Raw genomic sequence first — 14200 nt, forward strand, 5'->3', positions numbered from 1 at the left:
GACAACACTTCAGACCTGCTCAGGAGAGACCCCATGACGGAGTTCCGGCCCGCACACCTGCTGCCGGTCCTGGCCGGCCACGGCGGACGCAGCGCGATGACCTGCCAGTACCGCTGCGGTAACGCCTGTTCCCACCCGGCGCCCAACACCTCGGACAACCCGTACTTCGGTGACATCGCCGGCGAGGTGTCTCGCCGCGGTCTGCTGCGCGCCGGCGCGCTCGGCGCCCTCGTCGTCGGTGCCGCCGGCACCATCGGCGCGACGGCCGGCGGCGAGGCCGCCCAGGCCGCTGCGCCGGCTGTTCCCGAGGCCGCCCGGGCCACCGTTCCGGCCGGCTCGGGAGCGCTGACGTTCAAGCCGATCCCGCCGAACACTCTGGACACGGTGATCGTGCCCAACGGCTACGACCACTCGGTCCTGCTGGCGTGGGGTGACGAGGTCGTGCCCGGCGCCCCGGCGTGGCGGGCGGACCGGCAGAGCTCGGCGGCGCAGGCCAGGCAGTTCGGGTTCAACAACGACTGGCTGGTCACCCTGCCGCTGGACCGGCGCGGCCGGCGGGCGCTGCTGGTGGTCAACCACGAGTACACCAACGAGAACCTGATGTTCCCCGGCTTCACCACCCTCGACGCGCTCACCGTCGAGCAGATCAAGATCGCGATGGCCGCCCACGGTCTCAGCGTCGTCGAGGTCGAGCGCGTCGGCGACACCGGCGAATGGCGCCCCGTCGACAAGGGCGCCCGCCGCCTCAACCGGCGGATCACCGCTTCCACGAAGATGCGGTTCACCGGCCCCGCCGCCGGCAGCCCGCTGCTGCGCACCGCTGCCGACCCCCGCGGCCTGACCGTGCGCGGGTCGCTGAACAACTGCGCCGGCGGTCTCACCCCGTGGGGCACCATCCTGTCCGGTGAGGAGAACTTCAACCAGTACTTCGTCGGCGGCGACGGCGTCCCGGCCGAGGCCAAGTCGGCGCTGGCCCGCTACGGCATCGACACCGTCAACCGGTATCCGTCGGGTTCCCGCAAGTGGGAGCGGGCCGACGAGCGGTTCGATCTGACCCTCAACCCCAACGAGGCCAACCGATTTGGCTGGATCCTGGAACTCGACCCCTACGACCCGAACTCCACCCCGCGCAAGCACACCGCGCTGGGCCGGTTCAAGCACGAGGGCGCCGAGATCATCCTGTCCAAGGACGGCCGCGTCGTGGCGTACATGGGTGACGACGAGCGGTTCGACTACCTGTACAAGTTCGTCTCGGACAAGAAGATGCGCCGCGGCGACGGCCCAGCCGAGCGCGCCCACAACATGACCCTGCTGGAGTCCGGCACCCTGTACGTCGCGCAGTTCGACGCCACCTCCGCCAGTGAGATCGACGGCAGCGGCAAACTGCCCACCGACGGGGCGTTCAACGGCACCGGCCGTTGGATCCCCCTGGCCCGGGGCAACAAGTCGCTGGTGCCGGGGATGACCATCGACCAGGTCCTCGTGCACACCCGGCTCGCCGCCGACAAGGTCGGCCCGACCAAGATGGACCGCCCCGAGGACGTCGCGCCGAACCCGCGCACCGGCAAGGTCTACGCCGCGCTGACCAACAACACCCGCCGCGGCGCCGCCGGGCAGCCCGCCGCCGACGAGGCGAACCCGCGCGCCAACAACAAGCACGGCCACATCCTGGAGATCACCGAGAGCCGCGGCGACAACGCCGCCGAGACGTTCACCTGGAACATCCCGATCGTCTGCGGTGACCCGGCCGACCCGTCGACCTTCTTCGCCGGCTACGACAAGACCAAGGTCTCCCCGATCTCCTGCCCGGACAACCTCGACTTCGACGCGCACGGCAACCTGTGGATCTCCACCGACGGCAACGCGCTGGGCTCCAACGACGGCCTGTTCGCCGTCCCGGTCGAGGGCCCGGAGCGCGGGCACGTCAAGCAGTTCCTCACCGTGCCGCCCGGCGCCGAGCAGGCCTCGGCCTACCTCGAGCCGGACAACCGCACCGCCTTCGTCTCCGTGCAACACCCCGGTGAGATCGACGGCGCCAGCATCGACAACCCCGCCTCCACCTGGCCGCACGGGGACTTCGCCCGCCCGGCCGTGATCACCGTCTGGCGACTGGACGGCCGCCAGATCGGCGCCTGACCCCACACCCACCGAGAGGAGGTGCCCTTCCCGCCAGGAAGGGCACCTCCTCTCCCTGTTTCCCCCGCACCGCCGCCTCAGCAGCAGGTCAGCAGGTACGCCCGCAGGTCGGTCAGCGCGGTCAGCACGCCATCGCGGTCAGCCCGGTAGTAGACCGTCTTCGGGTGAGCACTTCAGCGGGCCCTGTGATCGTTGTGGGTGGAGGGCAGTCCGGCCTCGCCACTACACACGCCGCCCTGGTCAGGCGCGGGTCGGCGCGACCGCGACGCGCAAGCCTCACGCAGGCGTCGACTCGACGGTGAGCAGTGCCGCGAGCTGGCGCAGGACCGCCGGTCGGGCCCGGTAGTACACCCACGTGCCGCGCCGCTCGGCGTCGACGAGGCCGGCCTCGCGCAGCGCTTTGAGGTGGTGCGAGATCGTCGGACCGGTCAGCTCGAACGCCGGGGTCAGGTCGCAGACGCACGCCTCCCCTCCCTCGGCGGAGGCGATCATCGACAACAGCTGCAGCCGCACCGGGTCACCGAGGGCCTTGAACGCCGGCGCGAGCACCGCGGCGGTCTCCGCCGGTACCCGCCGTTGTGCCAGCGGCGCGCAGCAGGGGGCGTCGGCGCCCAGCTCGACGAGCGCGAGAGGTGACACTTGCTTCGACATGCCTCTAGGTTGACATCCCTCTAACCAGTGTGCAACCCTCTACTTCGACGGACATCAAGATAGCGTCCGGGGAAAGGGCAGCAGCATGTTCCACGTCACGGGTCGGCCGAAGACGCGCACCGCGGGTGTCCGGTTCTGCGATTCCTGCGACGAGGCCACGACGACGGGCAGTGGTCGCAGCGCCGCCACGACCACGGGCGATGGAAGGGTGAAGAAGTGGACGAGCTGTTGGATCGGGCGACCGCGCAGACGTACGCGTCGTGGTTCCGGGCCCTGGCAGACCCGACCCGGGTGCAGATCGTCGAGCTTCCGGCCCGCCACGCCCGGCCGATGAGCGTGGGTGAGATCGTCGCCGCCGTCGGCCTGGCGCAGTCCACCGCCTCCCAGCACCTGAAGATCCTCACCGAGGTGCGGTTCGTCCTCGTCGAGCCGGTCGGGACCGCCCGGCACCACCGCGTCAACGACGCCTTCGTCGGCTGTTTCCCCTCCGCCGCCGACGTCGTCATGGGTCGATCCGCCCCGAGTCCGAACGGAGTCTGCTGATGCCCGACGTCACCGTCCGCCCGATGACAGCCGGCGACTCCGGGCGGGTCCTGGCCATCTACCAGGCCGGCCTCGACGGCGGTCACGCCAGCTTCGAGACCACCGCACCCACCTGGGCGGCGTTCGACGCCAGCCGGCTGCCCGACCACCGTTCCGTCGCGGTCGACGCGCGCGGCCGGGTGGTCGGCTGGGTCGCCGTCACGCCAACATCGACCCGCGCCGTGTACGCCGGCGTGGTGGAACACTCCGTCTACGTCGATCCCGCCGCCCGCGGTCGTGGCGTCGCCGGGCTGCTGCTGGATGCCCTGATCGCCTCCACCGAGACAGCGGGGATCTGGACCATCCAGTCCGGCGTGTTCCCCGAGAACCTGGCCAGCATGACCCTTCACAAGCGGGCCGGCTTCCGGGTCATAGGCGTCCGCGAACGGGTCGCTCGCCATCACGGCCGCTGGCGCGACGTGGCCCTGATCGAGCGGCGCAGCCCCGTGATCGCCTGACCGACCCTCGGCCCCAGGCAGCGGGCCGCCGTCCACCTGTTTGATTCGACAGTTATCGAAGCAGAGGAGTTACCTATGAGCGCCCTGGACAACCTTCCGGTCGTGGTGATCGGTGCCGGTCCGGTCGGGCTGGCCGCCGCCGCGCACCTGCACGAGCGTGGCCTGGCATTTCTGGTCCTGGAGGCCGGTGACAGCGCCGGCGCCGCGGTGCGGCAGTGGGGACACGTGCGGGTGTTCTCTCCGTGGCGGTACGACGTCGACCCGGCCGCCCGCCGGATCCTGGACGACGCCGGCTGGGTCGCCCCCGACCCGGAGGCCCTGCCCACCGGCGCCGAACTGGCCGACGGCTACCTCCAGCCCCTGGCGGAGCTTCCGGCGATCAAGTCGCACCTGCGATACGGCACCCGGGTCGAGGCGATCAGCCGCCTCGGCCTGGACCGGCTGCGCACCGCCGGACGCGAGACCACCCCGTTCCTGATCCGTCTCACCGGAGGCGAGGAACTGCTCGCCCGCGCGGTGATCGACGCCTCCGGCACCTGGGGCACCCCGAACGTCCTCGGCGCGTCCGGCCTGCCCGCCCGGGGCGAGGCCGACGTCACGGCGTACCTGGAGCACGCGCTGCCCGACGTACTCGGCCAGGCCCGGCCCCGGTTCGCCGGCCGGCACACCCTGGTCGTCGGTGCCGGCCACTCCGCCGCCAACACCCTGCTCTCCCTGGCCGAACTGGCCGAGTCCACGCCGGGCACCGAGGTGACCTGGGCGATCCGCTCCGCCTCGCCGTCGCGCACCTACGGCGGCGGCGACGCCGACGCCCTCCCGGCGCGCGGCGCCCTCGGCTCACGGCTGCGGGCACACGTCGACGCCGGCCGGATCCGGCTGCTCACCGGCTTCTCCGTGCACGCCCTCACCCCCACCGACGGTCGCGTCACCGTCGTCGTGCGGCACGGCGACGGCAGCGACGAGCAGGTCACCGTGGACCGCATCGTCGCGGCCACCGGCTTCCGCCCCGACCACTCCATCACCGCCGAGCTGCGCCTGGACCTCGACCCGGTCATGGGCGCCACCCGGGCGCTCGCCCCGCTGATCGACCCCAACGAGCACTCCTGCGGCACCGTGCCACCACACGGCGTGGACGAGCTCACCCACCCGGAGACCGGCTACTACGCCGTGGGCATGAAGAGCTACGGCCGCGCGCCGACGTTCCTCATGGCCACCGGCTACGAACAGGTCCGCTCCGTCGTCGCCGCCCTCGCCGGCGACTGGAACGCCGCCCGCGACGTCCAGCTCGACCTGCCGGAGACCGGTGTGTGCAACAGCAACCCCGACGACTCCGCCACCGACGAGAGCTGCTGCGGACCGACGCCGGCCACCGAGCCGACCGGACGGGGGCTCGCCACCGGAATCTCCGGAGGGCTGCTCGCCGCGCCGTTGAACCCGGTCACGCTCGACGCCGCCCCCGCCGACGGGCAGACCGGCGGCTGCTGCGGCAGCTGATTCACCACCACGACGGTGCCCGCCGACCCCGCCGTCGGCGGGCACCACGGGTGGCGGATCGTCGCCGCCCTCGCCGTCACCTCGACCATCGGCTACGGCGTCCTGCACTACGCCTACCCGGTCCTGCTGACACCCATGGCCGCCAGTCTTGGTGCGTCCCCCCACCGCAGTCACCGGCGCGCCCACCGCCTCCGTCCTGGCGGCGCACTCGTGGTGATCCCGGTCGGCCGGTGGCTCGACCCACCACGGCGGTCGCGCGCTGATGACCGTCGGCTCGATCACCACCACCGCCCTGCTGATCGCCTGGTCGCAGGTGCAGACCATCGGCCAGCTCCATGCTCGCCGCGACCTTCGCCGGCACCGCCGCCGGCCTGCTCGGGGTCCTGTCCGTCACCGGCAGGCTCGTCCTCACCGCCACCGGCATGCTCCTGCGCGCTACCGCAGCGTGCGGGCGCGCGCCCCCGTTCGGCGGCCGCAGATCCCGGGCAGCGCGGGTCTCGCCGTACCGATCGCTACGACGTCTCCGGCGGCTCGGCGGCGGGGTGCGGCGTCGCGACGGTGATCCGGACAGCGGTGGTCAAGGTCAGGCCGCCGCCGGGTCGGTTGGCGGGTTCAAGCGCGCGGGCGGCGTCGGTGGTCGCGGCCTCCAGTCGGTGGGCGGGAATGTGCCGTAGCAGGGCGCGTCCGCCGTGGGACCACATCCACTCCATCCAGTGGTCCACGTCGCGGAAGCGGCTGTCCACCCGGTGCTCGTTGATCGCGGTGACGGTGAGGCCGGCCGCCGCCATGGTCGCGGTGATCGCCGCGTCGTCGGCGAACGGGTCAGCCGCCGGCGCGGGTCGAGGACGGTCGGCCGACAGATGCCCGGCGAGGGCATCCAGGGCGGCGACGAATGCCGGGTCCTGGGCGGCGAATGTGCTAACCGCCAGCCGGCCCGCCGGCCGGAGCAGCCGCGCGTACGCCCGGAGGGCCTGCCCGGGGTCGGGGAGCAGGAAGACGACCAGCCCGGCCAGGACCGCGTCGAAGCTGCCTTCCGGGAAGCCCGGCTGCTGGGCATCGCCCACCCGCACGTCGACGTGGGTCAGCCCGGCACGGGTGACGTCCTCGGCGGTGAGTGCCACCATGGCCGGCGCCAGGTCGATGCCGGTGACCTGACCGGCCGGCCCGGTCGCCTGCGCCGCCGGAAAAAGGACCGCTCCCCGGCCGCAGCCGACGTCCAAGACCCGCTCTCCCGGCCGGATACCGGCGCGACGGACCAGTTCCGCGCCGAAGGGCCCGAAGAAGGACACCCCGGTCCGGTCGTAGCTCGTCGCGGCCTGTTCGAACACCTCGACGGTCCCATTCGACGGTCCATCACTGCTCATCGTCACTGCTTCCGTTCTCGCGTCACATCCGGCTTCCTGCCCGTCGCCACGCGCCGTCGCCAGCGCGACGGCAGCACCCCTGGCCGAGACTCCGCCCGCCACTGATCACAATGATCACACTTCGCCAGGTCTCGGGACGTCCGCCTTCCGGATGAGGCCGACCACTGCATCGATGTGCTGGCGCTCCTCGACGGGACCGATCAGCATGCCGCGCCGGCCGATCGGATCGGAACCGGTGAGCAGGAGCAGGGCGGGTGCGCGGTGGCAGGCGCCGAGGCACTCCGTCCGGATCAGGACACCGCCGTGGCTGGCGCGGACCGCCTGCCCGAGAATCTCGACGAGGTCCACCGGCTCGTCGGGCGCCGGCGGAAAGGCGCGGTGGCGTAGCGCGCGACATCGGTGGCCGTCGCAGTAGGCCACGGTCACTTGGACACCACGTGGTGACGGCGGGCTCATCGGCGGAACGCCATCAGTGCATGATCGGCGTACCGGCACGGGACCGTCGCATCGGTGAAATCGGCGCGCCGGGCCGCCTCGCCGTGCCAGTCGGTCGACGCGACGAACTCCGCCGGATTCAAGCCGCTGAGCGCCACCGCTCGCTCGGTCAGCAGCGGCGCCATCGACGGCTGCGCGGACAGGGCGGCCCACCACGCGGCCCACGGGTCTACACCACCGCTGCGCGGCTTCGCGGCGACGGGCGCGTCGGGCATGGCGTCGGCGTCCAGGAGCATCAGGCGGGTCAGCAGCGCCTCCACCGTCGCGAGGTCCTCCGCGCCGACCATGTCGGTCTTGTTGACCACCAGCACGTCGGCGAACTCGATCTGGTCGACCAGCAGGTCGGCGACACCCCGGTCGTCCCCCTCGTACGCGGGCAGCCCCCGCGCCTGAAGGCTCTCCCCCGCCTCGATCAGGCCCCGCAGGCCCGCCGCGTCCACCACCGTGACGGTGGTGTCCAACCGGGCCACCTCGTCCAGCAGGTCGTCGCGCAGCGTGCAGCAGATGCAGGTCACGGCTGATCCACTACCTGACGCCCCTTGTACAGACCGCAGTGGGTGCAGGCCCGGTGCGGCACCACCATCTCCTTGCGGGGGCACGGGCAGGGCGTCAGCGGCGGCACGGCCGCCTTCCACTGCGCCCGCCGGTGCCGGGTGTTCGACCGCGACATCTTCCGCTTCGGTACGGCCATGAGATCTCCTCCGTCGAAGGGTAGGGGCCAGTCTATCGGAAGTGATTTTCGTTTTCTCATACACCTTGGTTCGCCGGTGTTCGCGATCACTGAACACATGCGCACCACTGCATGTATCGTCGGGGTGAAACGATCTCAGGAGGACCAGATGAGCACCGACACCATGCACCCCACCCATGCCGCCCAGCACCGCCACACCCACGGGCCGGAGTGCGGGCACCCGAGCGTGCAGCACCTCGGGCACGTCGACTTCCTGCACGACGGACACCTGCACCACGCCCACGACGGGCACTACGACGAGTGCAGCACCGAGGGACACCGCCCCGCCGAGCAGCACGAACACCACCACGGGGACGGATGCGGGCACGTCGCGGTCGCGCACGAAGGGCACACCGACTACCTCCACGACGGGCACGTGCACCAGGCACACGACGACCACTACGACGAGTGCGCCTCCGGTGAGCACGTCGTCGCCGAAGAGCACGACCACGTCCACGGAGACGGCTGCGGCCACTCACCGCTGCTGCACGGCGACCACCTCGACTACATCCACTACGGCCACCGGCACGCGGCACACGCCGGCCACTATGACGAGCACTGAGCCCCGCCCCAAGGCGGGTCGTCGGCCCATGTCCGTCGCCGGGGACGGGCCGCCCCGCAGAACGCACTAACGGAAACCGTTGCCACTATGGTGGCGGGGGGAGCGACGAGTACGCGATCTCCGGGGAGTACCTGCACCTGCTCAGCGAACGGCCTGGCTGGAGTCAATGTCCCGCACGGGGCACCCACCCGGACCCACCACCGGATCCCATCGATCAGGACTCGCCGCCCGGCAAGCCAATCATGATCGAGCCAGGCGGACGCCACTGCGCCCACCGGACGGGACCGGACGTAGGGCGCGCTCGTCGCACGAGCACCAACCGAGCACCCAGCCGACCAGAAGAGACAGATGCAATGAGGGGCCTGACTGCCGTTATGGCAGTTCAGGCCCCTCATGATCTTGTGCGCCCGAAGGGACTCGAACCCCTAACCTTCTGATCCGTAGTCCGAACCCATCAGATGCTCTCTACGTTGCGTAACCGCCGCTCCACGTGTGCCGCCGAGTGGTGCTGCGTGCCGAAACAAGCGGCTGAGTATCTGCTGGTCCGGGCGCTACAGCGGATGAAGGGTCAAGATCAGGCGTAAAATGGTCCGGGAGCGAGGCGTCCGTTGCCGATCACGATCAGTTCGTGCTGATCACGTACCGGACATCCGAGCACCAACGGAGCACCATCACGGCAGGTGATTGTGGGCTCGCGCCAGGCGGGGCCGCTAGACCTGCCCGTGGACAACGAGGCATGTGCGGCAACTACTCCGAATCCGCGTTCACGCCATCGTCGGCGTGATATCGTGATATCACGCCCCTACGGGAGGTGCTACATGCCCAACATCCTCGTCCGTGATCTCAGTCAAGAAGCCGTGGACCGCATCGACGCCGCCGCCGCCAGCCTCGGACTGTCCCGCAACGAGTACCTACGCCGCAAGTTCGAGGAGAACATCAGCCCCGCCGGCGACCGGACGGTCACCGCCGAGGACTGGCAACGGTCCGCAGAGGCCTTCGCCGACCTCGCCGACCCTGCGGTGATGGAGGCCGCGTGGCGGTGACGAACTGGCTGATCGACAAGTCCGCCTACGTACGCCTCCAACTTGGTCACACGGCGAACCGCGACGAGTGGAGCGCGCGCATCAGCCGAGGCCTCGTCCGGCTCTCCACCATCACGCGCCTCGAACTCGGCTACTCGGCGCGCTCCGGAGAAGCGGGACGCCGGCAGTTCGCTGCCCCACCGTTGTCACTGATGCCGGTCGAACACCTCACACCCGCAATCGAGGACCGGGCGCTGGAAGTGCAGATGCTGCTCGCCGACCGCGGCCAACACCGCGCCCCGTCAATCCCCGACCTGCTGATCGCCGCAACCGCCGAAAAGACCGGACTAACCGTCCTGGCCGTCGACAAGGACTTCGACCTCATCGCCACGCTCACCGGCCAACCGATCGAAACCCTGCCCAGTTAAGAGGTCGCGCAGATTGGTCAAGGTCATGGTCGGCGGGTGGGGCGGGAGTCCCATCGGTAGAGGGTCCATGCCTGCCGGATGAGGCTGCGTAGGGTGATGATGGTGTCGACGAGGCGTCCGCCTGGTGCGGAGCAACCGGATGATCCCGGTCAGAACGCACTGCGGTATCCACTGGAGACCTGACTCGGTGTGGCATGTTCGACATGCTCCCAAGCATGTTTTGTTCATGCCAGGCCGTCCCGGTGTCGACCGCGTCTCGCCTGCCAGCTCACCGCGATCAGCAGCGAAGCCACCGCTACCAACAGGGACATCGCGGCCCAGGCGACGGCTCCTCGCCGGCTGTCCCACGCGGGCAGTGCCTGCACAGCGGCCAGGCCGAACCTCGGACCGAGCAGCAGCACCGGCCCGAGTAGCAGGATCGCTGGCCACCAGGCGCGCCGGTCTCGCCGGGCCGTGAGGACCGCACCAGTGACGATGAGTGCCAGGAACAGCAACGCGCCGAGAATTGCCTCGTACCGCACGTCATAGCGCGGCCCGATCAGCACCGTCGCCACCCCGGTCGCGAGGACGAAAGCGGTGATGACCGCGGTGACTCGGTAGCTGTGACGGCGGGGCACCGCCAGTGCCACCAGGCCGAGCGCGAGTTGAGGCACGAGCACGAACAAGTTCGGCTGGTGGAGCGAGGTCAACTCCGTCGAGGGGACGACCGCTACGGCCACAGCCACCCCGATCGTCACGGCGGTCGCGATCGCGACCGCCCATCGTCCGTATCCGGCGGCACCTGCCGGCAGCACAAGCAACCAGGTAATCCACGCCAGGGCACCAAGGGTGTGGAACGGCCCCAGCATGGGGGCCCCGACGTCGTACTGACCGGGATCCGGGAACACTTCCGTGAGGATCAGGCCCATCGTGGCAAGCACGGTTCCCGCGACCAAGGCGATAGTGCCGGCGAGCGGCAGGGCATCGGCGAGTCCAACGGCGTTGCGGGCCCGCAGGCGTTGGCGCAGCCCGCCGGCCGCCAGGTCGGCGACGTCCGCGAGGTGCGGCCAGCGCTGCCCGGCGGTGGCGAGGTCCATGTACGTATCGACGATCTCGACGCCCCGGTCGGTCCGGTCGGCGGCGGGGTACCAGCGCAGGAGTTTAGTGTAGCGCTGACGCAGCACGCGCGTCATGCGATACCACCGGCGAAACGCGCACTGCGGGACGCAATCAAGGGCTGCGTCGCCCCACGACCAGCGAGGCGGCTGGTCGCCGCCTCGACCGCCCGGCGCATGCGATCCGTCTCGGTACGCAGCAACCTGGCCCCCTCGTCGGTGAGGCGGTAGTACTTCCGGGCGCGGCCGTCGACGATCTCGTTCCGGTCCACTGTCACCAGTCCGTCGTCGGCCAGCCGGTCGAGGGAGCCGTACAGCGTGCCAGGCCGGAGGGACAGTCGACCCTGCGACAACTCCGTCACCTCGAGGATCAGCCCATAGCCGTGCATAGGTCCTTCCGCCAGAGCGGTCAGGATCAGGAACGTGGGCTCCTGCAGCGGGGTCTTCATGCACGGAAACTATCGCGGCAAGCATATCTTCGCAACGAAGTGTTCGTGGAGGATCGACTGAGATGCCCGGAGACACCACGCCACCCTGCGCGCCGCCCTCGACCGCGCGCACCATGATCGCCTCATCACCGACCACCCGGCTCGGGGTATGGAATTACCACCTCGGGAACGTCGTGCCGCGCCACCGCGACCAGGCCACCTATGGGGTGGACTTGCGCTCAACGAGCACCATCTCGTCCAGGTCCTGACCTTGATGCCCGGCATTGGGGTCAAGATCGGACGCCCAGCTGCCCCTGTTCCTGGGACCATCTGATCGTAAATCAGGTGGCCGAGCTGCCAGGGTCTCCTCCGGTGCGGAACAAGCCAAGGCCGCTACCTGCGGAATCAGGCGCACCGCTACCCATTGTCGCAACCCAAGAATCCAAGATGGTGGATCGTGCTGCTCCGTGGCTGCTCGGCGGTCGGGAGCCGACCGAGGGGGTGCAACCGCCGAAAGAAACCGCCCCTGACCTGCGCAAACGTGTGTCACAACCGTGCCCCACACGTGACCCATACGAAAGCAAGGAATATAGCCGACTGGCTATATTCCTTGCTCAAGTGGTGCGCCCGAAGGGACTCGAACCCCTAACCTTCTGATCCGTAGGAGGAAGGGTAACCCACCTTCCCCACCTAATACAAGGTCTCATAGCTCGTACTGTTTTGCAAGCCCTTCGTCCACGCGGAGGGCTTTTTGTTTCGGCTGGTCCAGGCGCTGCAGGCGACGGGCAGGGTGGTGGGCTCGCCGCGGCTGGGCTCACCGTGCTGATTTCGACCCGCCCGTGCTCGACCGGTGCCGAACATCCGAGCACCATCGGAGCACCATGCGGGCCGCGATATCCCTTGGATCTGAGCGCCGGGGGTTCTGGCGATGTCGATAATTAGGTAGCACGCACGCTCCCCAATGACCGCCTTCATCTCTCGCTTCACTCGGACCGAGGCGGGACCGCTGGCGCCACCCACAGACCTTGGCGCGGTGATCCGCGCTTCGATGACAGCGGGAGCGGGCGGCCGAGTGCGGCGATGTTAGTCGTCTTCGGGGTCGGCGAACCGTAGTTCGGCCGCCGCCTCCGCCATGGCGGCGTCGTCGAAGTCCGGTAGCGCCCGTTCTGGCAGGTGCAGGTCGGCGTCCGGGTCGATGCCCTCTGAGCTGCCGATCAGGTCCAGTAGGAATTCCTCGGCACCGCGCAGCAGTACGGGGTCCTCCGTCCAGAAGCCGAACTCGAGGCTGCGTCGTGACGACGCCGTGAAGTTCGCTGACCCGATCCAGAGTCGCTTCGGGGTGAAGGCGGTGACGTCGGCCGGTCCGAAGTCGTTCTCGTCGTGTTCCCAGAGGCGGCCGAGTAGCGCCAGCTTGGCGTGCAGGATCGGCGGCATGGACCCGTTGGCGCCCACGCCCTTGCGGAAGCCGATCGTCCGCACGGTCGGGATCATCTCGTCGCCGGGCGGCAGCGACCACCCGGGTCCGATCACCGGGTGCTCACCGTCGATCAGGGAGGTCAGTTGCTCCAGTGGGGGGAAATAGCACACCGGGAGACCGGGTGTACGGGTGTTGAGGTCGGCCAGGCGGCGAAGCTTGTAGGGCAGATCCGGCGGCTGCACCTTCTTGTCCCGGGCCTGCTTGCTGACCACCACGCAGGCAGCCTGCAGCCTGGCGAGTTCGTCGAGGAGTTCTGGGTCGTCCATCCACATCGCGCAGCCCAGCAACGTCGCCCCAGGCCCATGGTATTGGTCCCACCGCTGCTGCCGGTGCTCTCGGAAGTCGCGGATTCCCTGTACCAGGCCAGCCAGCACGTCCCGACCGAAGAAGGCCTGATTTCCGGCCGGGCCGACGTCGAGCGCACGGTCGTACCACTGCCTGAATTCCGGCTGCGCTTCCTCGTCCCCCATGACGGCAGGTTAGAACCTTCGCGCCTGCGGCCCGAGCGCCGCCGGGTCAGGAGGCGTTGGCGGCGGTCTTCGGTGGCGTCGGTCAGCGGGTCTTCTTCATCGCTCGCTTGCGAGGCGGAGTCAGCAGGTCGGCGATCGTAGCGATGGCGGACGGCACGAGCCGGTAGTAGGCCCAGACGCCGCGCTTGTCACGCTCGAGCAGGCCGGCCTCGGTGAGGATCCGCAGGTGGTGGCTAACGGTCGGCTGGGAGAGTCCGAGGGGCGCGGTGAGGTCACTGACCGACGCCTCTCCCTGAGGGGCCATCAGGCTTCGACTGCGGTGTTGTTGTGGGCAGCGCGGGATGCGGCGATCAGTGACGCGCCGAGGTTCGCCGCTTTCTGAGGGGTGAGCCGGATCGTCGTACGGTCCCAGAAGCCCGACAGCAGCGACGCGGCCAGGTTCCGGACCGCGTTGTGGTTCATCCCGTCGAGCTTGGTCATGTCGGTGGGGCGCTGTTCCGGGTTGTCGATGGCCAGCGTCACTGATGGCGGCTCGTCGTACCCGTCGGGGGAGTTGAACGCCTGAAGGTCGACCGTTGCTACCTTGATGTCGTTGGTCGTGGTGCTGGCCGTACACGGCGGCCACGTGCCGGTCGTGCAGGCGGACGCCGTCTTCGGTAAGGCAATCCCCACCGCACCACACCGGGCACTGCGGCTCGGCCGGCTTGGCAGGTGGAAGCAGGTAGCCGGTGTGCGACCACATCGCGAAGTCCACCACCGCGTCCAGCGCCTGCTCCTCGGCGCAGTTCAACCGCACAGCCTGCTCACTG

The 14200-nt window shown here is 69.7% G+C and carries 15 protein-coding genes and 1 pseudogene; 7 read left to right on the top strand and 9 right to left on the bottom strand.

The genetic code is table 11. The features are described from left to right. Positions 1 to 33 precede the first annotated feature (33 nt). Positions 34 to 2136: a PhoX family protein gene (locus tag GA0070215_RS23835; protein ID WP_091050031.1), complete on the top strand. Its 2103-nt coding sequence runs from the start codon at positions 34 to 36 to the stop codon at positions 2134 to 2136. Between the two features lie 276 nt (positions 2137 to 2412). Here the strand turns inward: GA0070215_RS23835 and GA0070215_RS23840 are convergent, their stop codons facing one another. Continuing rightward, positions 2413 to 2787: an ArsR/SmtB family transcription factor gene (locus GA0070215_RS23840; RefSeq protein WP_026268523.1), complete on the bottom strand. Its 375-nt coding sequence runs from the start codon at positions 2785 to 2787 to the stop codon at positions 2413 to 2415. A gap of 216 nt (positions 2788 to 3003) precedes the next feature. Between GA0070215_RS23840 and GA0070215_RS23845 the strand changes: the two genes are divergently transcribed. The 3 genes from GA0070215_RS23845 to GA0070215_RS23855 all read left to right on the top strand — a co-directional run bounded on the left by GA0070215_RS23845 (position 3004) and on the right by GA0070215_RS23855 (position 5321). Then, positions 3004 to 3330: an ArsR/SmtB family transcription factor gene (locus GA0070215_RS23845; RefSeq protein WP_091050034.1), complete on the top strand. Its 327-nt coding sequence runs from the start codon at positions 3004 to 3006 to the stop codon at positions 3328 to 3330. After that, entirely contained in the window at positions 3330 to 3827 is a 498-nt protein-coding gene (locus GA0070215_RS23850; RefSeq protein ID WP_091050038.1) for a GNAT family N-acetyltransferase, read from the top strand. The genes GA0070215_RS23845 and GA0070215_RS23850 overlap by 1 nt, the downstream gene beginning before the upstream one ends. A 75-nt stretch (positions 3828 to 3902) precedes the next feature. Further along, entirely contained in the window at positions 3903 to 5321 is a 1419-nt protein-coding gene (locus GA0070215_RS23855; protein WP_091050042.1) for an FAD-dependent oxidoreductase, read from the top strand. A 512-nt stretch (positions 5322 to 5833) separates the two neighbouring features. Here the strand turns inward: GA0070215_RS23855 and GA0070215_RS23865 are convergent. The 4 genes and pseudogenes from GA0070215_RS23865 to rpmF all read right to left on the bottom strand — a co-directional run bounded on the left by GA0070215_RS23865 (position 5834) and on the right by rpmF (position 7871). After that, positions 5834 to 6685 carry a class I SAM-dependent methyltransferase gene (locus tag GA0070215_RS23865; protein ID WP_091050045.1) on the bottom strand — a complete coding sequence of 284 codons (852 nt, stop codon included), beginning with the start codon at positions 6683 to 6685 and terminating at the stop codon, positions 5834 to 5836. A gap of 114 nt (positions 6686 to 6799) precedes the next feature. After that, complete coding sequence (locus GA0070215_RS23870; RefSeq protein WP_091050048.1) at positions 6800 to 7111, bottom strand: (2Fe-2S) ferredoxin domain-containing protein; 312 nt, start codon at positions 7109 to 7111, stop codon at positions 6800 to 6802. Between the two features lie 305 nt (positions 7112 to 7416). Next, positions 7417 to 7689, bottom strand: a pseudogene (locus tag GA0070215_RS23875) (GTP-binding protein); the annotation flags it as partial. Positions 7690 to 7691: 2 nt separating this feature from the next. Continuing rightward, entirely contained in the window at positions 7692 to 7871 is a 180-nt protein-coding gene (rpmF, locus tag GA0070215_RS23880; protein ID WP_018788028.1) for a 50S ribosomal protein L32, read from the bottom strand. A 148-nt stretch (positions 7872 to 8019) separates the two neighbouring features. On the opposite strand from rpmF, the gene GA0070215_RS23885 reads away from it, so the two are divergent. The 3 genes from GA0070215_RS23885 to GA0070215_RS23895 all read left to right on the top strand — a co-directional run bounded on the left by GA0070215_RS23885 (position 8020) and on the right by GA0070215_RS23895 (position 9922). Further along, on the top strand, positions 8020 to 8472 hold the full coding sequence (locus GA0070215_RS23885) for a hypothetical protein (RefSeq protein ID WP_091050052.1): 453 nt from the start codon (positions 8020 to 8022) through the stop codon (positions 8470 to 8472). A gap of 818 nt (positions 8473 to 9290) precedes the next feature. Further along, positions 9291 to 9515: a type II toxin-antitoxin system VapB family antitoxin gene (vapB, locus tag GA0070215_RS23890; protein ID WP_091050055.1), complete on the top strand. Its 225-nt coding sequence runs from the start codon at positions 9291 to 9293 to the stop codon at positions 9513 to 9515. Continuing rightward, the gene (locus tag GA0070215_RS23895; protein WP_018788025.1) at positions 9506 to 9922 is read left to right on the top strand and encodes a PIN domain nuclease; all 417 of its coding nucleotides are present in this window, start codon (positions 9506 to 9508) and stop codon (positions 9920 to 9922) included. Before vapB ends, GA0070215_RS23895 begins: the two co-directional genes overlap by 10 nt. Before the next feature lie 224 nt (positions 9923 to 10146). Here the strand turns inward: GA0070215_RS23895 and GA0070215_RS23900 are convergent, their stop codons facing one another. The 4 genes from GA0070215_RS23900 to GA0070215_RS23915 form a co-directional block, all read right to left on the bottom strand. Beyond that, positions 10147 to 11094 (bottom strand): hypothetical protein, encoded by a 948-nt coding sequence (locus GA0070215_RS23900; RefSeq protein ID WP_091050058.1) that lies wholly within the window; start codon positions 11092 to 11094, stop codon positions 10147 to 10149. Beyond that, a complete protein-coding gene (locus tag GA0070215_RS23905; RefSeq protein WP_091050062.1) occupies positions 11091 to 11465 on the bottom strand; it encodes a PadR family transcriptional regulator in 375 nt (124 codons plus the stop codon). Before GA0070215_RS23905 ends, GA0070215_RS23900 begins: the two co-directional genes overlap by 4 nt. A gap of 1062 nt (positions 11466 to 12527) precedes the next feature. Continuing rightward, entirely contained in the window at positions 12528 to 13391 is an 864-nt protein-coding gene (locus GA0070215_RS23910) for a hypothetical protein (RefSeq protein ID WP_141708242.1), read from the bottom strand. Positions 13392 to 13473: 82 nt separating this feature from the next. After that, complete coding sequence (locus GA0070215_RS23915; RefSeq protein ID WP_377468148.1) at positions 13474 to 13803, bottom strand: ArsR/SmtB family transcription factor; 330 nt, start codon at positions 13801 to 13803, stop codon at positions 13474 to 13476. Positions 13804 to 14200 lie beyond the last annotated feature (397 nt).

Source organism: Micromonospora marina (assembly GCF_900091565.1).
Classification (GTDB): domain Bacteria; phylum Actinomycetota; class Actinomycetes; order Mycobacteriales; family Micromonosporaceae; genus Micromonospora; species Micromonospora marina.